Below are 24879 nucleotides of genomic sequence, written 5' to 3'. Positions count from 1 at the left end.
CGCCGCGCACGTCGCCGCAGGCCCGTCGCGGCCCGGCGCATGGGCCGCGCCGGACGACCGCCCTGCTCCGGCGCGGCGACGCGCCCCGATGCTGGCGCCGGTCCGCCGCAAGGCTCGCGGGCAGCGCGCCGCGTGCGCCGCGGCCGTGCTGGGCAACCGCTGCGATCGGCGCCGAGGACTCGGACATAGTTGCAGCATGCACCGCTGCCGTCGGCCGATCGCAGCGGCACAGGGGCGACTCCATGGGGACGGGCGCGCTCATGCGCATGGCGCGTGCATGAGCAGATACGCGTTGGCCCGCTGCAGCATCTGCGCCAACCGTTCCGCACGCGGCCCCAGCGGGGCGATGGCCTCCCCGGCGTCGCGCAACTGATCCAGCGCGAACTGGCGCGCTGCCTGCAGCCCCATGATCGACGCGCAGGTCGGCTTCTGCGCCGCCGCGTCCTTGCCGGGGGTCTTGCCCAACGTCGCGGTATCCGCTGTCGCGTCGAGAATGTCGTCGACCACCTGCAAGGCCAGACCGAAACAGGCGCTGTAGCGATCGAGCGCACAGTACAGCGCAGCGTACGCGGCATCCTCCGCGATGGCGCATAGCGCGCCCATGCGAACGGACGCGCGCACTAGCGCTCCGCTCTTCATCCGGTGCATCGCCACGATCCTATCCAGCTCGACGTGCTTTCCAACCAGCGACAGATCCATGGCCTGCCCGCCTGCGGCACCCTCGGCGGACACCGCCTGCGCCAGTTCGCGCACGAGCGCGATACGGTTGTCGCCCTGCACATCCAGGCTCGCCAGGGTCAGGAAGGCGTGCGCCTGCAGCGCATCGCCGACCAGGATCGCAGTGGCTTCGCCGAACTTGACGTGCACGGTCGGAAGGCCGCGGCGAAGCACGTCGTCGTCCATCGCAGGCAGGTCGTCGTGGACCAGGGTACAGGCGTGCATCATCTCGATGGCGGCGCCGACGTCGTCGAGCATGTGCGCCGGCGTGTCGGCCAGTGCGCCGGCAGCCAGACAGAGCAAGGCGCGGGTGCGCTTCCCGCCATGCAAGGTGGCGTAGCGCATCGCCGCGATCAGCTCGGTCTCACCGTCGTCTTCGGCGCAGAGAAGACGCGCCAGTGCCTGTTCGACCCGCTTTGCGCCGTCCTGCATCCAGATCTCCGGCAGCAGCCTGCCGGATGCGCCGCGCGCCTGCGCGCCCAATCCGCCGAGCGCGGAAACGCCGGTTCGGTCATCGTGTAGCGTGGAACCGGTCTGAATCCTGTTCATGTCCTTGTACCTGACAGGAGACGGTCACGGCGAGCGGCGAGCCGCCGCGGTGTTGCCGGCGTCGCACCGAGCGCGCGCACCGAGTGCAGCAATGCCGCGCGTCGCCGGCGCCGCTGCCTCGCCACACGGGGCATGCGATGCCAGCTCATGAGAATCCGATGCGGATTGTCATGGACGGATGTGCGGTCGGGTAATAGCGCCGACCGTCTTCGGCGCCGCTCAGCAACCGCGGCCGCACCCCGGCCTTGTGCATGGTCAGCGCCAAGGCGATGCAGAACTGCACCAGTTCCAGCCATACCAGGTGGTAGCCGATGCAGACGTGTGGGCCGGTACCGAACTGAAGCATGTCCACCGGACGGATCGGCTCCGTGCGTTGCAGCCACCGCGCCAGGCGGAACTGATCGGGCGCCTCGTGCAGGAGCGCCGAGGTCGAGAAATGCAGCAGCGGGATGCACAGATGGGTGCCCGCGGGAATGCGCCGTTGGCCGAGTTGCAATTCCTGCAGCGCGCGACGCGGCAGGACCGTGGTCGCCGGATGCACGCGCAGCGTCTCGCGGAACAGCGCCTCGGCGACCGGACACTGCGCCAGGTCCGCGTGCCGGGTCGGCACCGCGCCGACGCGTTGCGCCTCCTCGACCAAGGCCTCCCACAGCAAAGGCTCCCGCGCCAGCTCGATCACCATCCAGGCCATCGTCGAGGCGGTGGTGTCGTGACCGCCAAGTAGCAGCAAGCGGATATTGGCGACCAGGACGTCGTCGGAGAGCGCATCGTCGCTGCGATCGAAGGCGCTCACCATATTGTTGATCAACCCGGTGCGCGCGGCATGCGCGCGCGCGTCGCGGACGAACTGGCGCAACTGCGCGTCGATCCAGTCGCGGGCGGCGCGGCCGCGCCGCAAGGGCAGTCCGGGCAGGTCGACCGGGGGCGCGACGATCAACTGCAGCAGTTGCCGGTACTTGCGATGCCATCCCGGCAGGTCTTGGGCGGGGATTCCCATGAGGCTGAAAATGAGCTTGAGCATCAGGTCGCCGGTTTCGCGCAGGATGGTTACCTCGCCGCGGTCGCGCCACGCCTGCACCCGCGCCCGGATGACGGGCGCGAACAGGTCGCCGATGCCGGCCTGAGTCAGCCCTTTGGGCAGGAACGCCGCCTTGATTGCATCGCGCGCCTGCCGGTGCGCGCCGCCATCCTGGGTGACCAACGTTCCGCCAAACAATTCGGGCGCGATGTCTTCGATCAGCGCCGAGGACACGTCCTTGTGCCGGAGCAGTGCGAACGCGTCCGGATCCACGCAGGTCATCAGGTGTCCGGCAGGGCCAAAATCCAGCCAGAAGTGGCTGCCCAGCGTCCGTTCCGAGCGCCGCAGCAGGCGCGGCAGGTCGCGGACAATGGCGGGAAGATGCCCAACCAAAGGGAAAGCGCCGGGCACGACCGGGATGTCGCACCGCAGCCGGTGCCGACGGTTCAGCGGGTTGAGCAGCATGATCATCAGCAGCGCGGCGCCGCGGCCGCTTCGGCGGTGTCGCCGGCAGGCCGCGCGGCGGGGCTGTTGCCACCGTCGGCGTACGTCGGCACATGCGCCATCATGCCGCCGTCGATGCACACGACCTGGCCGGTGATGAACGCAGCATCGTCGGAAAGCAGGAACGCCACCAGCGCGGCCACGTCCTCGGGGCGGCCGACGCGCGGCAGGAGCTGGTGCCGGCGCAGGTGAAGTTGCATGCAGTCGTCCAGCTTAGCCAGGAGACGCTCGGTCATGATGAGACCCGGCGCAACCGCGTTGCAGCGGATCTGCGCATGACCGTACTGGGTGGCGAGCGAGGCCGACAGCATGTTCATCGCCGCCTTCGACGCGGCGTAGGACGTCTGCGCGGTATCACCGCTGAGCCCCTGGCACGACGACATGTTGACGATCGCGCCTCCGCCGCGGGCGATCATCCGTGGGATGGCCTGCCGGCAGCAGAGCAGCGTGCCGCGCAGATTGGTCGCCATGGTCTGATCCCAGACCGCCAGGTCCAGGTCGAGGATCGCGCGGTCGCGTGGGGTCAGATGCATGGCGCTCGCGTTGTTCACCAGCAGGTCGACCCGACCGAAGTGCCGCTCCGCCGTCTCGAACAGCGCTGCCACCGCCTGCGCATCGGCGATGTCCATGACCACGGCCAGCGCGTGGCCCGCTTCGGCCGCGATCTGCGCGGTACAGGCTATGGCCGCCGAGCGATCAATGTCAGCCACCACCACTCTGCCGCCCTCGCGCGCGATGGCGAGGGCGCATGCCTTGCCGATGCCGGCGCCGGCGTCGGTCACCACGGCCACCTTGCCTTCCAACCGTCCCATCGCGTCCTCGTGTTTGAGTTGGTCTTCCGCGGCATGCCCCTTGGCCTCCGCCGAAGAAGGCGCAGGGTCGGCACTGGCGCGCTCGTCATCGCCAGCCTCGCTTTCGATGACCCGAATGGCGGCGACCGGGCACTGGCTGGCCGCGAGTCGCACGGCGGCGTGCAGCGCCTGCGGGACCGTCGCCACGCACACTTCGGCCACGCCGTCCGGTTCGCGCTGGCGAAAGGTGCCCGGCAGCGTCAGCACGCACTGCCCGGTGGTTCCACACAGATCCCGGTCGACCACGACGCGCATCTCAGGTCCCCCCCTGCGCATGCAGCCGCACCGGCAGCGCGCGGAACGTCCTAAGGAACGCGGAGGGCTCCCGGCTCGGCTGCTCAGCCAATGCCAGCGTGGGGAAGCGCGCCTGGATCCGCGGCAGGCTCTCGGCCAACTGGATCCGGGCCAGTTGCGCACCGGGGCAGAAGTGGATGCCGTGGCCGAAGCTCAGCATGATCTTCCCGTCGGTCGACATGCCGGGATTGGTGCCGTAGAACCGTGCGGGATCGAAGCGGTCGGGATCTGCGAAGGCGTCCGGGTCGCGATTGCCGGCCGCGATCAGCACGCGCACGTCCGCGTTCTTCGGGATCACCACGCCGCCCAGTTCGATGTCGCGCTGGGTGATACGCGGAGTGGCGCTGAACAGGACGGGCGCGTCGCAGCGCAGGACTTCTTCGACGAATGCCTTCACCCCCGCAGCGTCTCCCTGCAGCCAGTGCCGCTGTTCGGGATGCGCCAGCATCGCCAGGACCGCATGGTCGATGGTCGCAGCAGTGGTGGTGAAGCCGCCCAGCAGCATGCCCCACAGCATGCTGATCAACTCCGCATCCGACAGCGTGTCGGCATCGTCGTCGTGTGCGCCGACCAGCATCGACACGATGTCGTGGCGGGGATCGGTGCGCTTGCGCTGTATGAGGTCGCCGAAGTAGGCCTGCACCCTGGCGCTGCCCGCGTCCGCCGCGGCGAGCTGGGGATCGCTGGCGTGCGGGCTCAGGCCTTCCACAATGGCGCCGATGCCGGCGGCGAGCCCGAACATGTCGTCCTGGGGCAGGCCGAACAGTTCGGCGAAGACCAGCATGGGCAACGCCAGCGCGAATTCCCGATGCAGGTCTACCGCCTCCCCGCGCTCCAGCGCGGGCGCCATGCCGTCCAGTCGCGCTGCGACGATGCGCGCGATGCTCGGCCGCAGGTTGTCGATCTGGCTCATGGTGAAATCGCGAGAGATCAGCCGGCGCAGACGCGTATGCGTCGGTGGGTCCTTCATCGCTATCGTGGACGCCATCAGATTGAGCGACAGGCTGGTCGCCGCACGCGGGAAATAGCGCGCCAATTCGCCCGGCGCAGGTCCCCGAAACGCATCGCCCGTGGCCTTGAGCGCCCAGTAGATGTCGGCGTGGCGGCTCAACAGAAAGAGGCCCGAGGCCGCGCGATGCACCGGATCGTGCTCGCGCAACCACCGCATGAACGGATACGGGTCGTGGATGCACGCTGGCGACGCCAATTCGGCGAAGGCGTCCCGGCATGCTGCCGTGGTTTCTTGCACGTCCATCTTGCCTACCTATTGGCTGGCTGATCTGACCGGCGCGCGCCAGGCGCCAGCAAATGCGGAGAAGATCGCGTTTCCCGGCGGCGTCCCGCGCATCACCAGAGCACCGGGAACTCCTCGAACCCGCCAGTGATGATCTCCTTCCGCAACTTCAGTTCTTCGGGCGCCACGGCCAGGCGCAGCGCGGGAAAGCGCTGGAAGATCGAACCGAACACCACCTTGAGTTCTAGCCTGGCCAGCGCCAAGCCGACGCAGTAGTGCGGCCCGTAGGAGAACGCTAGGTGCGGCTTTTCATCGCGTCCGATGTCGAAGATTTCCGGGTCTTTGAAATGGCGTGGATCGAACGACGTCGCCGGCAGGCCGACCAGCACCTTGCTCTCCGCGGGAATATGCACGCCTGCGATGGTCACGTCGGTCCTCGGATAGCGCATGATGCCGTCCCAGCCCGCGCCCGGCGGGTACATGCGCAGAATTTCCTCCACAGCCTTGTCCACCAAGGATGGATCGCCGACCAGGCGTTCGCGCTGTTGCGGATGGCGGAGCATGGCCAGCAGGCCGAATTCGATCTGCGCGACGGTGCTCTCGTGTCCCGCCACCAGCATGCCCGCCGCCAGGCCGATCGCCTGTTCCTCGGTTGCCTTGCCCTGGTCGACCGCCGCGAGCAGATCCGTCAGCAGGTTGTCGCCCGGATCCTGCCGTTTGTCCCGCATCTTGCCGCGAATGTAGGCGCGCAGTTCTTCCCAGGCCAGGCGCGAGGCGCTGCGCGGGCCGCTTTCATGCTGGTGCGTCATCACCTCGTCGGACAGCCCGGCGAAAAAGGCGTGATCCTCGTAGAACACGCCCATTAGCGCGCTGATGACCATGGCCGGAAGCGGAAAGGAGAGGTGGCGCCGCAGGTCGGCGGGCTGGGGCTGGGCCGCCAGCGTCTCGAACAACTGCGCGGCGATTGCCTCGACCTGCTGGGCGAGCAGCTTCACCCTGCGGTCGCTGAAGGCCGGCGCCACGATCGCGCGTAACCGGGCATGCTCGCCCCCCTCGTGCGAGACCAGCCACCCCGGCGAACCGAGAATCACCGAATCCGGGGTGAATGCCGCCGGCGGCATTCCCGCGGGCCGGAACGCCGCGTCGGACAGCACCGCCTTGGCCTCGTCGTAGCCTGTCACCCACCAGCCTTCGTGCCCGGACGGGAAGCGAACGCGGTGGATCGGACCGTTGGCGCGTAGCGCCAACATCTCGGGCGAGGGTTCGATGTGATCGACGCGCCACATCGGCAGCGTCGGCAAGGGTTGTTCGGACATGGTGGCACTTCACTCTCTTAGCGATGGAAGGGCGGAAGGTGACCGGCGGGCGCTACGGGCAGCGGCTTCACGTGCGCTTGCGTTCATTTCTGTTCGTCGATGATGATCGGCTGGGAAGGCGGCCGGACCCTAGGGCCTCAAGTTGGCGCTGCCATCTACCGAATCTTGTAGTAGCGCCCTAAGCTAAACGCCTGGTGGCGCAAAAAATGCGAAAAACTCTGTCGTCACGCGCTGCCATACGGAAACCTATTTCCGATGGGTAGACGAGACACGGCTTCCGATATGTTCCAGCGCGCCAGATGCCGGAAATCCCGCGTGCGAATGGCCTACAAGGCAAACGTCTGCGAGGTCTTCCCACTCGACGAGATTGGCGATATCTGTGATGTGCGTCGAGACTTATGTCTTGCTAAGGAGGTGTGAGCGGTCTGCCAACCCGTAAGCGTAAGCGCGTAGACTTTATGACTTCGCTTTTCGAGCCTGGCGTCGCTCGTCAGGTGAATGTGACTTCGTTGAAGGAATACGACTACTTCACCTATGCGCTAGCCGAGCGCAAGAAATTGAAGTTCTCAGATCCGACCTAGTGCCACCTTGCAAACAAATCGCCAATTTAGCCAGCCAATCTTTGTGCTCTGTTTGTGGTGAATTAACCGCCTTGGTCTCAAGGCCAGTGCTTGCCTTCGAACCATAGTGAGCGGTTCTTGCCCGCTTGTCGCGCGCTTGCCCTCGGGCAACGTCTTCGTCCGACCACGACGGGGCCTCGATGACCTGGCCGCCGTTAATGCCGCAGTACGAGCGGCAGTGCAGATTCCAACTGCCAATCGACGGGTGAAGAGAAATATTCTCGTCGTCGATGTGAGTCGCCATTGCGCTGGGGCAAGGGGCGTGACCACTTCGCGTCCGCAGCCGCAACAACAGAGGTGCATGGCCCGACGAACTTGGCCGCGGTCTCCGCCTTCAATGCGGCAAGATTGCCGGTGACCGCGCGTGGCCGCCGCCGCATGTTCTGCTCCAGGCCGCGGCCGACCAGCACGAAGGTAAGCAGCATGATCGCCGCGTCGAAATAAGCCTGCTCGGCATGATGAATGGTGTCCACCACGGACATGCCGAGCACCAGGATCACCCCGATCGCAACCGCCAGCGCCTGCACAATCTCGACGCCTGATCGCTTTCACCCGGCCGACGTTTCTCCTCCGCGACTTGGCCCGCCGAACGCATTTCGGCCGGCCTTTTTTGCCGCAATCAAGCCGCGGGCCGCGTTACCGGCCAAGAGGATCAGAGCTGCCAAAACGTGGTGCCAAGTGCTGCGGGCGGAGCTGAAGCCCAAAACGACCAAAGGATTGCGCCAGCGCAACGTGCGTCCTACTGGAAGCGCAACCCCGAGCCAGGCTGAGACGGTGCCCGGGAGGATCGGCCCGATGCTGATGCTGTCCAACAGCAGGACAGCGTAGAGAACCGGGATCTGCTTCCGCACCATCTCGCAATTGCTCGACGAGCAGCGAACGGCCGAGCGGATCAGTGGCGTCGCCCAGAAAAGTTTGCCGCGTTCGCGTCAGTACGCCCATCGATTTAGCCAGACCTTCCTCACAAGCTTACGAATCACGAAGGAGCCGTAAAGCGGATTGGTGTGTCGGGACTTAGCGGCGCTGCTGCAGTTGCGAACTTACGCCTTGGAGCGCCCCCGCCCGGCTTCGCGCAGGGTTATAACCGGACGACTGGTGGACCGGGGGATGGTTCGCCCAGGACGCCTCCGCGTGCGCCAGGGTAGCCACTTTCTGGACCGTCAAGATGGAGGCGGGTCACGCGAGCCGTACGCCGAGCTCTCCAGTAACAAGGATGCGACAATCGGCGGCGTGACGCGGAACGCAATGGCCCGGAGATCTTCGACGAGATAACGACGCTGTGGCCCTGTCTGCACTTCGAAAGAACCACAAGCCCGTAACGCAACGCCCGTGAACTTACCCAGGCCCTGGTCTCCACAAGGCCGTGGTCCTAACCGCCCGTTCTGCACGACCAGTGTTGAATGCCGCTCGCTACCGAGACTAACCTGGAATCTGGACCGGCAGTGCCGAATAACCGTGCACAAAATTAGATACAACTCGCTCCGGCTCGCCGACCACCTTTACCTCCAGAGATCGGTTCAGCATCTCCTCCCACAGGATTTTCAGCTGCAGCTCTGCAAGATGTCTGCCCACGCAACGATGAATCCCAAATCCAAATGAGAGATGTTGTCGTACGTTTTCTCGATCAATGATGAAGCTGTTGGGGCTCGCAAAGACCTCGTCGTCTCGGTTGCCAGAGATATACCACATCACAACTTTATCGCCTCGCCTGATTTGCTTGTGGCCTATCGTCAAATCGTCCACAGCGGTTCGGCGCATGTGCGCGATAGGCGTTTGGTATCGTATAATCTCGGATACCGCCCCGGGCACTAGCGAACCATCATCGCGGAGTTTTCGCAGTTCGGACGGATTTTGGCTCATGAACAAGACGCCACCGGTAATTGAGTTGCGCGTAGTATCGTTGCCTCCAACAATCAGCAGAATGAGGTTGCCCAGGAACTCGCGTGACTCCATGTTTCGGGTCGCCGGTGAATGCGCCATCATCGAGATCAGGTCAGCGCGCGGCTCGGAATTCACCCGTTCGCTCCAAAGCCGTGTGAAATAGTCCAGGCACTCGGACAGCACCACCTTCCGCTTTTCCCAGCTGTCGATCTGGTGACCCATTTGTGGAGTCAAGGCGGCTACATCCGACCAGTAGGTCAGCAGCCGTCGATCCTGAAATGGAAAATCGAAAAGCGTGGCCAGCATTTGAGTCGTCAACTCGATCGAGACTCTGTCGACCCAGTTGAAGGTATCGTTGCGCGGCAAACCGTCCAAGATCTTCTGAACCCGCGAGCGGATCAGGCCTTCAAGCTTCGCCAGGTTCTCCGATGCCGTTATCGGACTGACAGTCTTACGCTGCTGAGCATGGGCAGGAGGACTCATCTTAACAAAACTGGGTGTCCAATACTTTTCCGGCGGGTCGACAATCGTGACGCTTCGCTCTGACGAGAATACTGCGTGATTTGAGTCCACCGCTATGATATCGCGGTATTTTGTTATTGACCAATATGGACCGTATGGGCTGTCTTCGCAATAATGGACGGGATCTTCCCTTCGCAGCCGCTCGAAACAAGGCCAAATGGTATCATCCTGAAAGCGCTTGGGCTCGCTTACATCAAGTCGGCGCAGCGGGATATCAGCGTTCTCGCGAGCGTTCTGTGCCGATAAGGCTGTCATGATTGTCTCCCGGACATCGGTGTGCAATTTTGGTTGCTCGGCTGGGTGCGCCGTTTAGAGTTCGCATGCAAGCTCGGTCGAAAGACAACGAGCTTGGGCCGTACAGTAACGATGTGTGGCGCATGTCTATGGCTCGGGCTCGCGAGAGCTCGCACGATCGTAAGTGAGGGGAACTTTGGCACGGCCCCTGTCGATGTAGAATAATGGAAACACGAGCGAAGCTCCCCTATCAGGATTGGGAGGAGCGCGAACTCGCTTTTTGTGATAGCAGACGCAAGTACTCGCGATGGCACCCAGCCGCCTCGGGCAGGCACGCCCCCGTTGCCACTCGACTACTTATATTGCGCGAGCAGATGGAACCTTATCACAGTGGGGACTAAGAAGAGATCGCGGTCCACCAAGGACTCGTTTTTCCTTCTGCATGCGATGCGGGCTTTCGTGGAATGAATCAACAGGAGGAGGAGAAACAGGAACACGAGGCCAGACCGGCGGTGGTGCGCGAGCCGGACGACCGGTGATCTAACGTGAGATCGCAGCTGGCATTGGAGTAGCTTCCATGCGCTGGAATAGAAGCGAATTGGCAGAGTTGAAAAAGCTCTGGGCCGCGGGACAAAGTGCCGCGCAGATCGCGCGTCATCTCAAGTGCAGTCGCAACGCATTTGCGGCAAGCTAACGCGGTTGGGCCTCACTCGAGGTCACAAGCCACCAACAGCAAAACCCAAGATTGGACCCGCCCCCAAGCGAGGGCCGACGTTGATGGCGGCAAGTCGCCATTGCCTCGGAAAGAACGTTGTCGCAAAGGACGCTAGATACGCAGCAGCCTCAGGAGATGAGCGAGCGGCAGCTTTACGCGAAGCTAGCTGAGGTGGTCTGGAATACTGCGTAAATCTGTCAGGCGCCGCGATATCCCGGGCCTGGCTCCGTACTTGGTTTACTCGGACGACGCGCGCATTGCGGCTATCGGCCGAACACTGGGAGGGCTCAATCGTAGGTCAAGTCATCCAATCTCAAGAGGCTGGATGCACGAACTAGAAGGAAAGGCGTTCTGGTTATTGAGCCTCGTTTTCGGCTATGCGTTTTCAGGAATGCGCCCGTGCTGATTTGCGCCAGTGTTTGGAATACTCGGCACGGGCCGACGAACTGCACGAGCTCAGGTGAAGCTGCTTGACCATCAGCCAGCTCCAACATCTGCTACCGAGATGTGGAGAGCTGGACTGGGATTGAACGCGCGGGAAATCATCGAGGTTCGTCCGTGCGCGGGGGCGAGACCAGTGGCGCCCCTCCGACCGAGGTCGGCCCTTCTGGTTTTAACGGAGGCGCGAGTTTCCTCACCGGCTTTGGATCGGCTTGAGCTGACGGCGGAGAGGGAACGGAAGGACGTGAAGCGGTGAGTACCAGATTCGGCAACGAATCGATTCGTGAGGTCAGCGCTGCAATTTGATCGGAAATTTGTTTTAGGTCAGCCTGCTGTGCAGTGATGCTGCGGTTGAGCTCCGCTATTGCATCGCTCGCCTTCTGTTCTCCCGATATAACGTCCGCTAGAACCGCCCTATCGTCGGGCGACATGCTTAACGTTGGAGCGCCATCACGAACTGCCAAGCTCTCGAGATATTGTCTGACGTCGGTCAACATGTAGACTCCTGCAGTGCACAGACACACGAAGACGACCACCACCCACCCAAGGTGCCTTGACGATCTGTGCAAAATCGGCGGCAACTCTGAAGCGGCCGGCTGTTCAATTGCATCCATCACTTCTCGCTCGCCTACCCGGTTCATTAGCTTTTCCACTCCACTCGCGAACACATTAACGCCAACAGCCGTGGTGCTGCCCGGCGATCGCCAATACGCTGTCCTCACTCATATAGATCGTTTGGTCTTACCTCCTATGCGGCTGAGCGAACCACTCGACGCCAGACTCGTTGCACGCGGCGCTCCTACATCATAGCGTGCGCACAAAGCAATAGTTGTCGTGTTGATCGGAGGCGGAGCATTTTGGCGCAATCTACCCCGAAGATCCCTCTATCCATTTATGCGCCCCGTGCCGGAATCGCGTGGGCCGCAACGATAAGCAACGTTTCGCTCCTAGTCCCGGTTCGGCGACATTTCCGCTGAGCAATGGGCGCATGAAGGGGCTTCTCAACTCCGCGGACCCAAGAACGAGGCCGTCCGACTGTGCTCGCATTGGCGAAGTTCGACCTGCGTACCTGGGCGGCCCCGAACCGGCGCAAGATCCCTTGGTCCATGGAGAATACGCTACGCAGAGGTCAACTACCAACCTTGTCAGTTGATGACGATTACGGCGTAATGAATTTTGCTCAATGAACCTCGCACGAGTCAGATCGGGAGGCAGTTCGAGTTCTAGCAGCGTCCAACAGCGTGTTTCGTCAGCAGATCGGGCTCACGCAAGCTCCCAATTGCCTAGCGACACTCCGGAGTACCGTCGGCAAACAAAGGAATGAAAAAGAACTCGCTTGCGACCACAAACTTCGTAAACACGGGATAACAATCATTGCAGACCTCAATTCTGGAAAAGTACTGCGATGCTCGCCTTCCTTGGTACACCATCTATCCGACTGTAGCCCAGTTCTCCACAGTGGTCGGCGCCGAAGCCTCTGAGAAATGGCTGCAGCGCCTGCCGGTTAATGACTCGGTGTCGCTCTACTTCCACATTCCTTTCTGTCGATCCATTTGCTGGTATTGCGGCTTCGCTCGAAGCATCACTCGCCGGGATTCACCCATTCTAGAGTTTTTGGCGGATCTTCGTAGGGAGATCGATTTGGTCGCGGCGCAGGTACCGCAACCGCTGCCTGTCAGCGACGTGCACTTCGGCGGTGGAACGCCGACCCTTATCCAGGCAGCGGAGTTCCGGCGGCTGATGGACTTTCTGCGCCGCCGCTTTGCGCTTTCGAAAACGGCCAACATTGCTGTTGAGATCGACCCGCGCACGTTCACGCTCGCCACATCCGAAGGGTTAGCAGCTGCCGGCGTGAACCGCGCAAGCCTCGGCGTCCAGAGCTTCGATCCAATTGTTCAAAAGGCCATCAACCGCGTCCAGAGTGAGGCACAAACAGAGCGCGCTGTCGAAACCCTGCGGCAGCAGGGAATAATCCGCATCAACTTCGACCTCATCTACGGTCTGCCAAATCAGACGGTGCAGTCCTGCGTTCAGACCGTGACTACCGCGGTGGCAATGCGACCAGACCGGCTTGCGGTATTTGGCTACGCGCACGTTCCTTCCTTTAAGAAGAATCAGCGCCTGATCGACGAGGCAGCGCTGCCAGACAGCCCTGCCCGTGCAGAACAGGCTGCCGCGATGGCCAATACACTGATTGCAGCGGGCTACCGGCAAATCGGGCTCGACCATTTCGCGTTGCCGGGCGATGAGCTCGCGCTGGCGCAGAAAACCGGTCGCCTGCGACGGAACTCACTCGGTTACTCGGCCAACACCTGCAATAAAGTGATAGGCTTCGGGCCATCGGCCGTCGGTCGGCTTGGCGACGGTTACGTCCAGAACGAAGTTACAGCGGGTTCCTACAGCGACCAAATCAAAGCCGGCCGTCTGGCGACTTCAAAGGGCTACTGTCTCAGCCTCGAAGACCGCGTCCGGGCCGCGATCATCGAGCGACTAATGTGCGATTTCGAGGTCGACGTACCGGCAATTTGCGGTCCTCATGAATTTGACCCGGCGTCCTTCCTCGGTTCAGGCGAACGCTTGGCAATGCTCGCTGAGGATGGGATCGTGCAAATGGAAAGGGGATTTATCCGCGTGAGGCCGGAGCATCGTTTTCTAACTCGTGCTGTGGCAGCCGCATTCGATGCTTATCTTGGCACGCCGCCCTGTTAAAGACCAGCCAAGGAGCGATGATCGGATGAAACGCGTTACCTTCCGCTGCACGCGCCAGGAAGCCCGGCGAACGAGTTTCGCTCGCCTGGTACAGTCACAAACCAAACCGGTAAAAAACGCCGTGGGCAGCTGTGCAACGAGAGCCGCCCGGGCCGTAGCCGCGAAGACATGGACGCATTGCTGGTGGGAATTTGACGTCCCCGACTGCAACGCGGCATGACCGCGAACCTGGACAACGTTCATGACGTCACCAACATTGCCCGTGTGACCGCGGACCTCCACCACGAGGACGACTGGCTGCGGGACGTCACCAACGAAATGGAGATGGAGGACGGCTCATCGCGGCCTTTGGCGTGGGGGACGATGGCATCTCGGCGTCCAGTGACCTCGGTATCGAAAACCTGATCAAGCTCGTCCGGATGTACAAAGATCTCTGACCTGTCTCAAGCGCTAGCAGCCAGACATACTCCATCAGCGCGCCGTCTACGCTGGATGCGTACTCCGAGTAAACCGCGGCGATTCGTCGTGATGACACGACGGTCCCTATCGATGTGCATGATCGCCGCTAGACCGAAACGCTACGGGCTGCGGCGTGCAATTCAGAGCAGCAACTCGTCCACGCCATGAGATAGACCACGGAGCACAAAACGACCAGCGCCGGCGCGACACCGCGCGAACGATCATCGAGTAGCACAGTTAGGACCAGATCCGGCGTGATCACGACCAAAAAGATAGTTCGCTGGAAGAGCTTTGCGCAACCTGGATCTAAGCGACGATTTCCTGAATTTCACCCGTCGACGTTACCCATACCGGTCCTCCGTGAAGGCCGGGAGGGCCTCGCGCCGAGCGGCACAATACCTGCGACTCGCGCGCCGACAGCCGACCTCCCGCCCGGTCAACTACCAAACCTAGCAATTGATGGAGATGACGGACACATGCCAATCAGTGCCGGTGAAACTCGCTCGGGCCACATACGCGTTAGCCCCTCCCATCCAGTTGCGCGTGGCGTTCTGCTCAGTGAACTTCGCTTCGGAAACAGTCTATTCGCGCGAACATGCGATAGGAGCAGTGCATTGCCGGTAAGTTCGCCGAGCCATGCTAGGCAACCTTCGTGGAGGGGTGCTTCGTCGTCTTAAGGCGCGTTACACTGCATCGGCCGTCAATGCTGACGGGCGCGTCACCATCGATTGTGGCACGGTGAACGACGCGATGCTGGTCACCGTAATCGTTGACGGCATAATGCAGCGTTGCGCGGTTATCCCAAATCGCGACATCGCCTTCTTTCCAGCTCCAGCGCACGGTATTTTCGGGCGCCGTGATATGGGATTGGAATAGATCGAACAGCCTCTGACCGTCGCGCTTTGGGATATCAATAAACCTTTGCACCACATCGCCGAGCACCAGCGCGCGCTCGCCGGTCTCGGGATGTACACGGACCACCGGATGCTCGGTCTCATAGATTGTTTTGGTAAAGACCTCATCAAAATGCTTCTGGTCGATTTCGCGAATACGGCAGGTCCCGGCGTAGTCGAAGGCGTTGCTGTGAACGGTCCAGAGTTCGTCGGCAAGCCGTTGGAGCGGCCGCGGCAGATCCACATAGGCGGCCACCGCGTTCGACCAAATCGTATCGCCACCGAACGATGGGATCACAACGGCTCGCAGCACCGCAAGTTTGGGATAGGCCGCGAGAAACGTTCCATCGGCGTGCCATACATCAGCCCGACTACCTCCGCGCGCGGAATCAAGCTCGATGATCGAGGTCGTTCCATTGATGGTACCGAGCATCGGATGCGGCACCAGCCTACCCAAACAAGCAGCAAAGCGCTCCTGCTCCGCGTCATCAAGATGCCCCTGATCACGGAAGAAGATCACCTTGTGTTCGAGAAGTAAGCTGTTGATCACAGCGATCGTTTGGTTCGGCAAATCACCCGATAGCTTTATATTTCTGATTTCAACACCGATGCGCGCAGCGCGTTTGACGAGGTCTGTCGGTGAAATGACGCTCTCGGTCGAAGCCGTTTCTTTCATTGCGAACTCTTCCAAGTTTTCGGATTCTTTAGGAGGGCGCATGGCGGTTCGGTCACTCGGTTTGGAAGGCGGACCTCGCGCTACTGGTACTGTCCAGCAAGCACCGTGCCAGCCGGAAAACGGAGCCGTGAAGGTCCGTCAGATCGCGGATCGGATGATAACTCGAACCGTTCCAAGGAGCTCCATGCCAGCTCTCATCTTCTTGCCAATCCCAAAACCGCAAAAAGACACACATAAAACTCCGAGACGAGCGCCTCGCTCATCGGCGAAAGACATAGGGCGCACAATCGCTAGGAATTACCGGTCGGCATCGAAGAAAACGGTTATACGGTCCTCCTGCAACGTGGCAGCGAGCTTGAGCGGCGTTCTCTTGGTGCGGCAACTATATGCGGCAAAGGCCCCAGTCTGGAGCCGGCTCTGCGAGCTAGCCATCACCGGCTTTCGAGGTGTCCGGGACCTGCCCTGGCCGTGATCACTGCCGGAACATTATCCACCCGAAATGGAAGAGGAATAGATCGCCTGGAAAGAGTTCCAAACGACCGAATTACGGCTTCATCCAGGCGAAAGCCATTGATCTGCGGCGCTGGGGTCGCGATGTTCTCGATGCACCGGCGTCCGAGCACGGCAAGGCAGCTTTCCTGCACCGTTCTGCTGGCTTTGCCTAAGAAACCGAAGATATGTCCGCTACCAGCCTTGATAGGTGTTTCAATGTTGTCAAAGTAATTGCCCTCGATCAGTGCTTGCACAGAGGGTCCAGCATCCAGTGCATGGAAGAATCCGCCGCTCTGTTGCGCGTTCGTGTTGTGGAAATAATTGTTGACGAGATGAACAATGGCCTGCGCTCCGTCAACGTGCGGTGCCCGCCCTGAGATCTGATGGAAATAGTTGTTTGCGATGGTGATCGTCTGGGGGCCACCAAGAAACAAAAGATTCCAATAGTGCTCTCCGTTACAATAGGAGGAATACGTATCGCTGCCATCGAAGTCGTTCCAGGAAATCGTAATATTTGTCGTAGGGCCAAAGCCGCCGGCGATCATCTGCCGCCCGATGTTGTGAAATCGGTTGTGATCAATCCAAACCAAGTCGGCTCGTGCAATTGCAATACCATCGCCTGCAAATATCACGCCTTCATTGATATCACTGATGGTCAGGTTGCGAATAACGATGTTGCTGACCCCATTCAGGCGCAGCCCCTTGCCTTTGATTGTAGCGCTCGGGCCAACGCCGATCACTGTCTTGTTTGAGCCAATTTCCAACGGGCGCTTGCCGGCGCGGTCGAAGCCAACCAACGTGTTCTCCTTCCCATTGCAATGCGCGTCGTTGCCATCCAGCAGGAGAAGGGATTCACGCTTGTAAGGGGCGGAGCAAGCATTGCCGTATTGGCAACCCTGCCCCTCGCCTCGCCCTTCCGTTCCAGTAAAGTCTATGGTGCCGATTACCTGGATCTCGCGCGGACTATTGTCATTGCAGTGCCCGAATGCGTACGATCGACACAACTCATAATTCAGAGCTTCGATTGATCTGACCTGGACCACCTCGCCTCCAAGGCCGCCTGTCGCTTGAGCGCCGAAGCCCTTCGGGGCTTCCGATCGCGCATTGTTCGATCCGAGCAAGGAAAAAGCGCCGAGGACGACAGCAAGTCCGCCAAGCACGCGGAATGAGCGCTTGATGTGCTTCATCGCCTCCTTCAAGCGCACATCCTCTCTCTCGTACCCGGAAACTCCGCACGAGGACTTGAACGCTCGAACTCAGATCCTGAACTGCAATAGGCCATCGGCACGCCGCTCGCTAACGCCACTAGACCCTCCTCAATAAGGCAGATTGGAATATCGGAACCATCTTACGTAGCAGCCGCAGTGTACAGCCGCATGCTCAGTACAGCCGCCGTGGATCTGGGTAGCTTAGAAGCATCGCACCCGATGAAGATGCTTTAACAACCCCTTCAGAATGAAAGCAAGATCCCCGGCTCACCGAATCGCGCGGCCAACGTCTTGTTTCAGATCGACCGTTGTCCTGGTGTCGGCGACATAGAATGTTTAGGCGCAGGAACGATTTTTCCCGCAGTTCAGAGCAGATGCCGCCGGACGATGAAGGAAGCGAGATGGTGCACCCAGTCACCACCGACCTGCGACTCGCGGCGGGGCGAGTGGATGCGGCAGGGCTCAGCCGTCCCACTCATGGCCGTCAGGTGAAGCGGCTCATGTGCCTGGGCCATCGCCCTAAGAGCCGAGTTCGCCTGCAAGCGCCTCGCGGTGGGCAACGGTGGCCCACCTTGCACAAAACGCGCTCTCGCACCCGCACGTTCGAAGCATCATGGGTTTGCTGTCCGCAGGGGCCTAGCGCGCGAGAAACGAACGACCCACCAAGATTGGCAGTTTCTGCGATCCAGCAAGAGGCGTATGCCGGTCAAAGGATGAGTCGCCTGGGCTTCTGTCGGGCTACGGGGGAGCTCCGCCGATGTACACGCCGCCGCCTTCCAAGTTGTCAATGGGCCCGACCTTAATCGGACGATGCGGGAGGCTCGCTCGGCGACGCTGATCACGGCTACTCACGGTCATCCCGCTCGCTCCTGTCACCATGATAAGGTTCGCGGCACGCCTGCTCGAGATCGAAATCGAACCTGAGACGTTCAAAGGGCCTGTTCCGCCCGATCCACGCCCTCCGGCGCAACGGGCATGCTGAACTGAAAGATCGCCCCGCGAGGATCGTTGGCGCGGGCCCACATCCGGCCCCCGTGCGCCTCAACAATAGAATGGCAAATAGCCAGCCCCATGCCCATGCCTTCGGATTTCGTGGTGTAAAAAGCGTCGAATACGCGGTCGGCGCAGTTGGGATCGAGTCCCGGACCGGTATCTCGAAAACTGACCAATACGTTGTCCAAGCCGTCCGTCCGCGCGCTGATCAGCAATTCGCGGTCACCTTCCTTGATTTCGCTCATGGCCTCGATAGCGTTCGTGATCAAATTGAGAATCACCTGCCGGACCTGAACGCGATCTGCTCGAACAAGCGGCAAAGCCTCAGGCACTCGGGTTTGCACCCACACATCATTTTTTGCGACTTCCGCGCGAACTAGGGCCAGCACCTCTAAGATCAATTCGTCAATAGCAAGAAGCTCGGTTTGCATCGGAGCCTTGTTCATGAGAGCGCGGATCCGGCGGATCACGTTCCCCGCGCGCATACTGTCACGGACAATCAAACCAAAGGTTTGTCGAACTTCTTCCAGATTCGGCGGCTGAGCACCGAGCCAATTTAGTCCTGCCCCTGCATTACTGCTGATCGCCGCAATCGGCTGGTTGACCTCATGCGCGATTGAGGCTGCCAGCTGTCCCATTGTCGTAATCCGATTCGCGTGTGCAAGGCCCATCAGAGTCTCGCGATAACGCCGTTCGCTTTCACGGCCTTCCGCTTCCACTCTCTTTCGCTCTGTCAGGTCGAGGACGAAGCCAACACCTTGGTCCTGTCGTTCATCGAATACGGCGATGCCAATTAGCACCGGCACGCGGCTGCCATCCTTCCGAACATACTCTTTCTCGAACTGCTGAACTGCTCCGGTCCTTTTTGCTTCTGCCCGAGCATCCATTGTGCGCTCGTGCCATTCTGGAGGCGTCAGGTCGAGGCCGTTCACCCGTCCTGCGACAAGATCCTCTTGGTTGTATCCAACCATCGTGAGGAAGGCTTGATTTGCCTCGATGATCTCGCCCCCTTCACGGATGATAAAGATTCCGATGATGTTAGTGTCGAGCAAGCGCCGGATTTTCGCCTCCCGTTGCTGCACTTCGCTGTACAACCGGCTGTTTTCCAGCGCTGTTGCAGCTTGAGAGGCAAGCATTTTCAGGACGGAGTTGCGGGCAGGCGAGAATATGCCCGGCGCGAGGTTATTTTCCAGATAAAGTACGCCGATCAGCTTGCCCTGCGTGATCAGTGGCAGGCAGAGAATAGAGCGCGCTTTGCGCTCGTGGATATACGGATCATCCGCAAATGAACTCTGAGCGGCAGCATCTTCGAGAATGACGTTTTCGCGGACACGCAGGACGAAATGCAGCACCGTCTCGGGAAGAAGCGACGGGACTACGGCCTGTTCAAGTACCCGTACAACGACGGCATCAGCGACAGTTGCGGCTTCCGCCTCGATCCGTGGCTCGCCTTCATGCAGCAGAATCAACAAACCACGTTCGGCCCCGGCCTGCTCAATGGCAGTCCGCATAAGCGTCTTGATCAGCCTTTCGAGCACGATTTCGCCGGAAATCGCCTGCGACACTTTTGTTACCGTCGCGAGATCAAGATGCTCAGCCGGAGCTCCGATCCTCATGCCGTTCACGGCAAGCGTGATCTCCTCGCGGCTGAGATCAGGATTGAGCTCGTCGAGCTGACGCACTTTACCATCTGCTCCCCAACGAAGGTAACCGCGCCGCGCGTCACGCAGGTAAATCCGGGAGATTCTTTCAAAACCGCGCGCAGCATAAAAGCGCGCTGCAAGCTCGCAAGCAATCCCCTCGTGGTGGGGGAAACCGTTACGTGCTGCGGTCTGGATTGAGTGTTCGTACAGTCGCATTGCATCGACATCCCGGTGTTCCAGCCTTGCAATTTCAGCGCCGACCAAGGCGGCCCGATTCTCAAAATTTTCGGGGCAATTCGTCGCCCAAATCAGCAACTGTCTGTAGTGGGCATCAATCAGCTCTCGATGTTGCTGCTGCTCGCTTTCACCTAGCCTGTCGCAATAACATGAGTGAGACAGGGCACCATAGAAGTGAAACTCGGCGGTCAAGGGCTCTGTCGGTATGGTCCATAATCGCGGCTCGGCGTTCGAGCGAGCACCAACAGCCGCAGCATAATCGCCGGCTAGGAACCTCGCTTGAAGTTTGCGGATCCAATACACGGCCTTGCTAGGTGAAAGCTCCGGACTTAGTTCCAAAGATCGCTCGACGTGCAGCTCGTTAAATTGCTGATCATCGAAGCAACCGAATGAGCGCGTGAGGCCGCGCATTGTTCTGATAATTGCGAGCTGTGCAGCGGCGGCATCAGCAGCAAATTGAACCTTTCTATTCCCTGTCGTAGCAAGGCTTTTCTCGATCTCGTTCTGCACCTCCTTCAGGGGGTCTCCCGCCATGATCATATTAGAGGTTAGATGAAGCAAGCTGTACGCCTCATAGATGACATCGCCGATGCTGACCGCAGCTTCGAGCGCTCGCCCAATCAACACTCGACCATCTCTTAGAGGCTTCGTCCACGGGATCACGTTGCATCCGACGGCCAAATAAACTGGAGCCCGAAAACGAGATAACTCACCGCGATCAACCAGATCGCAAGCAAGACGACCAAATTTATCAGCCGCCCGGTAGTCGCCGAAGCGCCCCGCCGAGATTCGGCCTAGCCATGCGTAATGGGCGCAGGAAGCGTCGGTGTTGCCGTATTCGAGGCTGATGCTGACAGCTCTGCAGATGACCAAAGCGGATAGATTGACGTCCGTGAATCCCGCGGCCGGAAGAATACGCGTCAACACGGCAAGCGTGGCAAGCGAGGTCTGGTCTGTCATTCCGGACAAACCAGCAAGATCCTCGATCGCGTCTGGCAGCTGTGACCACATCCGCTGATATTCGGCGAGTGTTTCATGGTCCTTCGGATGCTGCGACCACTCGATCCCGACGTCTTGAAGATATTCGAGACCTATGGCCACTGCCCGGCCGTGCTGACCGAGCGTCAGGTAAAGATCGACCCGCAAACATGCGACAGTTGCTCGTTGAGGCGCGTTCAAAGCGCGCTTCAACAGCGCGGAGAGGAGGCTCTCCGCAATGTCAATCCGCCCTACCAAGAATTCGCATTCGGCCCGGCTGGTCTCCAGTGCGAACGCGAGTTCGTGGCGGCTTTGCCAAGCATCCTGCGCGAGCAGGGCCGCACCGACCGTGAAATATGTGAGTGCCGAGGCATAGGCGGCCGACGCCCTGGCACGCTGCCCTGCGGTCAAATTCAGCTCGGCGAGCTGCTCTCGCTCCTGACCGGAGGCGATTAGCGCGACACCTCGATTGAGTTGACTGACAATATCGAAGATAGCCTCTTCGCGCTTGGGCGCAGGGACGTGTGCCGCAAGCATCCGACCGATGCGCAAATGGGCAGGAGCGCGCGAAGATTCCGGCACCAGCGAGTAGGCCGCCTCTTGAACGCGGTCGTGGACGAACCGATAGGCCGTTCCATGGCGCGCAATCAGCTCCTGCCGGATAGCGGGCCACAGCCTCGCATGCACCTCCTCGCGTGAGGTTTCGAGCACGACCGCAAGCTCCGTCGTCCCGGCGATGTTGCCGAAACAGGCCAGCTGTCGCAGCGCGTCCTGCGTTTCCTCGGGCAGCCGGATGAGCTTGCCTAGCATAAGATCGACGACGTTTTCGGTGTATGCTTTTGCGTAAATCCGCTCGAGATCCCAGCGCCAGCGTGCCAGCTCGTGATCGAACGTCAGCAGCTGCTCTTCGGCCAGTTCAGACAGGAATTGAATGGTGAAGAACGGATTACCCATCGTCTTCTGATGCACCAACGTTGCAAGCGCGACGGCGCGTTTTGGTGCGCAGCGAAGGGTATCCGCGACCAACTGTGCGACATGGTCTGCCGTGAGCGGCGACAGCGTGATCTCCTCTACATTTACGTCGGATCTCCTGATGGAGTCGAGCTTGCGTTTGAGTGAATGGCCTGCATCAACTTCGTTGCTGCGGTAAGCTCCAATCATCAGCAGGTGCAGGTCCGACTGGGTCAGAAGATCCTCGATCAGGTCGAGTGTTGCGGCATCGTGCCACTGTAAATCGTCGAGAAAGAGCACCAATGGATGGGTTCGCCGGGCGAACACACCGATAAAACGGCGAAGCACCAGCTGGAAACGATTTTGCGCTTGCCGGGCTGGAAGCTCAGCAGGCGCGGGCTGCTCGCCAATGATCAGGCTCAGATCGGGTATCAACTCGATCAACAGCCGTCCATTCGCGCCGAGCGCCTCCCGGAGCGGTTGCCGCCAAACCGCGAGTTCGCCCTCGCTTTTGCTGAGAAGAGAACGGACAAGACTCTGAAAGCTCTGCACGAGCGTCGCATAAGGAACATCGCGCTTCAGTTGCTCGAATTTGCCTGATGCCAACAGTCCACGCGAGGGCACCAGCACTTTGTGTAGCTCTTGGACAAGCGAGGACTTACCAATGCCGGAGTGACCCGCAACCAGCACCAACCTCGGCGCGCCGCTCTTGACCGCGCGATCGAAAGAGCCAAGCAAGGTCTCGATCTCGCGGGCTCTCCCATAGAGCTTCTCGGGGATGAGCAGCCGATCAGGTGTGTCATTTGCGCCCAGCTCAAATGTATCGATGCGACCGTGGTTGGCCCAAGCCGCGACACAGTGTTGCAGATCGTGCTCAAGGCCAGCGGCAGTCTGGTAGCGTTCCTCGGCGGTTTTCGCGAGGAGTTTCATCACAATTCGAGAGATTGGCTCCGGGATGTCTCGCGATTTCTCGACAGGCGGTACTGCTTTTCTCGCGATGTGACAATGGACCCATTCCAAGGGATCTGCCCCCGTGAACGGCAGCGCGCCGGTCAGCATCTGATAGAATGTCACGCCAAGTGAATAGAGATCGCTGCGACAATCGACCGAGCGATTCATCCGTCCGGTCTGTTCGGGCGCCATGTAGGGCAACGTGCCGGCGATGAACTCGACAGGTTCGGGCGGCACGCGCTCGCGGGAAAGACGCGACGTCAGACCAAACCCAGTGAGTCGGACCTGTTCGTCAGGACAATTGACCAGAATGTGAGCGGGTTTCAGGTCCTTGTGGACCAAGCCTTGGCGGTGAAGCTTGCCCACGGCCGTCGTGATACCAACAGCGAGGCGCAAGAAGCGCTCGGGCTCCATACGGAGTCCAAGTAGGTTTAGCAGCGGCTCGCCGGATGGATCCTGCAGGACCAGCATGGTCCGACCAGCTTCCCGGATCAGTTCCAAGGGCCGCACTGCCCATGCCTCGTCGAGCTCCTCCCGCAGCCCACACTCGTGCGCGAGGCGGTCGAGCGTCGCTGGGTGTTCCGCGATCGGTCGGACCACAAGCACGACAGCCCTGCTGCCGTGCATTTGCTGGCGCCACGCACGGCAGAACGCGCGATCACCGTCCTCCCATAGGGGCTGGATGTCGCCGTCAAGATATGAACCGAACAAGGTTCGGCTGAGAGGCTCCCGCGGCATTTGCCCGCCCAAACTAAGAACACGCGAGCCAAAATGTGACACATAAGGGGCGCGATTGTGAAGGGACTTCGCAGAAAGCGGGCACAGGTCCCGAACAACGTCGCCAAGGACTAGACGGCGATCAGCGAAATACGAGCGACGCATGCACCTTCTCAGAGCCCGATCGTATCGATCGAGCGCAATCGGGCGCGCGGGCTGGGCCCACACGGACCGGCGGCGGCTCGCCCCGTGCGCAGCGTGTCGCCGCAGAAGGATACGTTCATGATGGAGCGGCTCGGGGGTGTTACGAGCACCAGCGGTCCACGGACGACCTGCAGCAGACCTGGGGTAGCTGCCACGGCTCAATCAGGCATCGACATGTGAAGGCTGTTCGGTTGTCGATGTTCGGCGCGAGGCGTGAGGCCAGACCACAACTGCCGCGGAGCGACGCGGTGCTGGTTGCGCGATCGACCGTCATTCCCGCCCCATTGCGTCAAGGGCAGGGCCGTCATCAACTCTGACCGCAGCATCAAGCGGTAGATCTGCGAGCCACGATGAGCGAAACCGTGTCGGTAGCTTGCACTCCTGTGGAGAGCAACTGCCTCGCGACAAGGCAGTCCCGATGCTGGTACCGTACAGGCTCCCTCACTCATCGGAATGTCACTCGCTGCCGGTTGCGGAAAGCGACATAGCCGGCCATCCGAAGCTGATAGCGAGAAAGTTCACGCTGCTTAAACCGGTGTTCAGGCGCCGCGTAGGCTATCCCAAAGCCGGTAAAAAGAATTGAAGGAAAATGAAGAAAAGCGGAACGCCTTCTCCTGGCCACGGGTGACAGCATTCATCGGAATCCTTGCCAATACCGGGTCTGACTTTGCCAACTCGATAGAGCCAATGAGCCAACTCGACAGTCTAGACGACGTCGTACAACGTGACGCTACGTACGGTCCAAGCTGTTCGTGCGGTGCGTGACGTTGCAGGGAATCACTATCGGCTCATGAATGAGCCTCAGTTTTGCCACGCGGGTTGCTTTATTTGACGCAACATCACCACGGATGTACTGGCGATGTGGGCGAACC

The 24879-nt window shown here is 60.6% G+C and carries 12 protein-coding genes and 2 pseudogenes; 3 read left to right on the top strand and 11 right to left on the bottom strand.

Annotated elements, in window-relative coordinates; all coding sequences use genetic code 11:
• Positions 1-258: 258 nt before the first annotated feature.
• The 8 genes and pseudogenes from ABIB90_RS35260 to ABIB90_RS35220 all read right to left on the bottom strand — a co-directional run bounded on the left by ABIB90_RS35260 (position 259) and on the right by ABIB90_RS35220 (position 9761).
• Entirely contained in the window at positions 259-1266 is a 1008-nt protein-coding gene (locus ABIB90_RS35260; protein WP_198034818.1) for a polyprenyl synthetase family protein, read from the bottom strand.
• Positions 1267-1411: 145 nt separating this feature from the next.
• Positions 1412-2755 (bottom strand): cytochrome P450, encoded by a 1344-nt coding sequence (locus tag ABIB90_RS35255; protein ID WP_354202396.1) that lies wholly within the window; start codon positions 2753-2755, stop codon positions 1412-1414.
• On the bottom strand, positions 2755-3600 hold the full coding sequence (locus tag ABIB90_RS35250) for an SDR family oxidoreductase (protein WP_354202425.1): 846 nt from the start codon (positions 3598-3600) through the stop codon (positions 2755-2757). Before ABIB90_RS35250 ends, ABIB90_RS35255 begins: the two co-directional genes overlap by 1 nt.
• 168 nt (positions 3601-3768) lie before the next feature.
• A pseudogene (locus tag ABIB90_RS35245) lies at positions 3769-3894 on the bottom strand (ferredoxin); the annotation flags it as partial.
• Position 3895: 1 nt separating this feature from the next.
• Complete coding sequence (locus tag ABIB90_RS35240; RefSeq protein WP_354202395.1) at positions 3896-5188, bottom strand: cytochrome P450; 1293 nt, start codon at positions 5186-5188, stop codon at positions 3896-3898.
• Positions 5189-5280: 92 nt separating this feature from the next.
• Positions 5281-6483, bottom strand: coding sequence for a cytochrome P450 (locus ABIB90_RS35235; RefSeq protein WP_354101542.1), 1203 nt, complete (start codon positions 6481-6483; stop codon positions 5281-5283).
• A gap of 922 nt (positions 6484-7405) precedes the next feature.
• A pseudogene (locus tag ABIB90_RS35225) lies at positions 7406-7615 on the bottom strand (hypothetical protein); the annotation flags it as partial.
• A gap of 907 nt (positions 7616-8522) precedes the next feature.
• Entirely contained in the window at positions 8523-9761 is a 1239-nt protein-coding gene (locus tag ABIB90_RS35220; RefSeq protein WP_354202394.1) for a cytochrome P450, read from the bottom strand.
• Positions 9762-10317: 556 nt separating this feature from the next.
• Here ABIB90_RS35220 and ABIB90_RS35215 point away from each other — a divergent pair.
• From ABIB90_RS35215 to ABIB90_RS35205, 3 genes are all read left to right on the top strand, one after another.
• Positions 10318-10434 carry a GcrA family cell cycle regulator gene (locus ABIB90_RS35215; RefSeq protein ID WP_279692960.1) on the top strand — a complete coding sequence of 39 codons (117 nt, stop codon included), beginning with the start codon at positions 10318-10320 and terminating at the stop codon, positions 10432-10434.
• A gap of 1836 nt (positions 10435-12270) precedes the next feature.
• Positions 12271-13605: an oxygen-independent coproporphyrinogen III oxidase gene (gene hemN, locus ABIB90_RS35210; RefSeq protein WP_354202393.1), complete on the top strand. Its 1335-nt coding sequence runs from the start codon at positions 12271-12273 to the stop codon at positions 13603-13605.
• A 216-nt stretch (positions 13606-13821) separates the two neighbouring features.
• Positions 13822-14010, top strand: a complete 189-nt coding sequence (locus tag ABIB90_RS35205; protein WP_354202391.1) for a hypothetical protein — start codon at positions 13822-13824, stop codon at positions 14008-14010.
• 693 nt (positions 14011-14703) lie between these two features.
• On the opposite strand, the gene ABIB90_RS35200 is transcribed toward ABIB90_RS35205, so the two are convergent.
• From ABIB90_RS35200 to ABIB90_RS35190, 3 genes are all read right to left on the bottom strand, one after another.
• Entirely contained in the window at positions 14704-15633 is a 930-nt protein-coding gene (locus tag ABIB90_RS35200; protein ID WP_354101544.1) for a TauD/TfdA dioxygenase family protein, read from the bottom strand.
• Positions 15634-16064: 431 nt separating this feature from the next.
• Complete coding sequence (locus ABIB90_RS35195) at positions 16065-17324, bottom strand: pectate lyase family protein (protein ID WP_354101545.1); 1260 nt, start codon at positions 17322-17324, stop codon at positions 16065-16067.
• Positions 17325-18262: 938 nt separating this feature from the next.
• On the bottom strand, positions 18263-23824 hold the full coding sequence (locus ABIB90_RS35190) for an AAA family ATPase (RefSeq protein WP_354202390.1): 5562 nt from the start codon (positions 23822-23824) through the stop codon (positions 18263-18265).
• Between the last annotated feature and the right edge of the window lie 1055 nt (positions 23825-24879).

The organism is Bradyrhizobium sp. JR4.1, from assembly GCF_040548605.1.
GTDB classification, from domain to species: domain Bacteria; phylum Pseudomonadota; class Alphaproteobacteria; order Rhizobiales; family Xanthobacteraceae; genus Bradyrhizobium; species Bradyrhizobium canariense.
This window is presented reverse-complemented; position numbering and strand designations above follow the sequence as displayed.

Bases quoted from the DNA above. Each gene is read 5' to 3' on its own strand.
- ABIB90_RS35260 (WP_198034818.1), bottom strand. From the start codon at position 1,266: ATGAACAGGATTCAGACCGGTTCCACGCTACACGATGACCGAACCGGC.
- ABIB90_RS35255 (WP_354202396.1), bottom strand. From the start codon at position 2,755: ATGATCATGCTGCTCAACCCGCTGAACCGTCGGCACCGGCTGCGGTGC.
- ABIB90_RS35250 (WP_354202425.1), bottom strand. From the start codon at position 3,600: ATGGGACGGTTGGAAGGCAAGGTGGCCGTGGTGACCGACGCCGGCGCC.
- ABIB90_RS35240 (WP_354202395.1), bottom strand. From the start codon at position 5,188: ATGGACGTGCAAGAAACCACGGCAGCATGCCGGGACGCCTTCGCCGAA.
- ABIB90_RS35235 (WP_354101542.1), bottom strand. From the start codon at position 6,483: ATGTCCGAACAACCCTTGCCGACGCTGCCGATGTGGCGCGTCGATCAC.
- ABIB90_RS35220 (WP_354202394.1), bottom strand. From the start codon at position 9,761: ATGACAGCCTTATCGGCACAGAACGCTCGCGAGAACGCTGATATCCCG.
- ABIB90_RS35215 (WP_279692960.1), top strand. From the start codon at position 10,318: ATGCGCTGGAATAGAAGCGAATTGGCAGAGTTGAAAAAGCTCTGGGCC.
- ABIB90_RS35205 (WP_354202391.1), top strand. From the start codon at position 13,822: ATGACCGCGAACCTGGACAACGTTCATGACGTCACCAACATTGCCCGT.
- ABIB90_RS35200 (WP_354101544.1), bottom strand. From the start codon at position 15,633: ATGAAAGAAACGGCTTCGACCGAGAGCGTCATTTCACCGACAGACCTC.
- ABIB90_RS35190 (WP_354202390.1), bottom strand. From the start codon at position 23,824: ATGCCGCGGGAGCCTCTCAGCCGAACCTTGTTCGGTTCATATCTTGAC.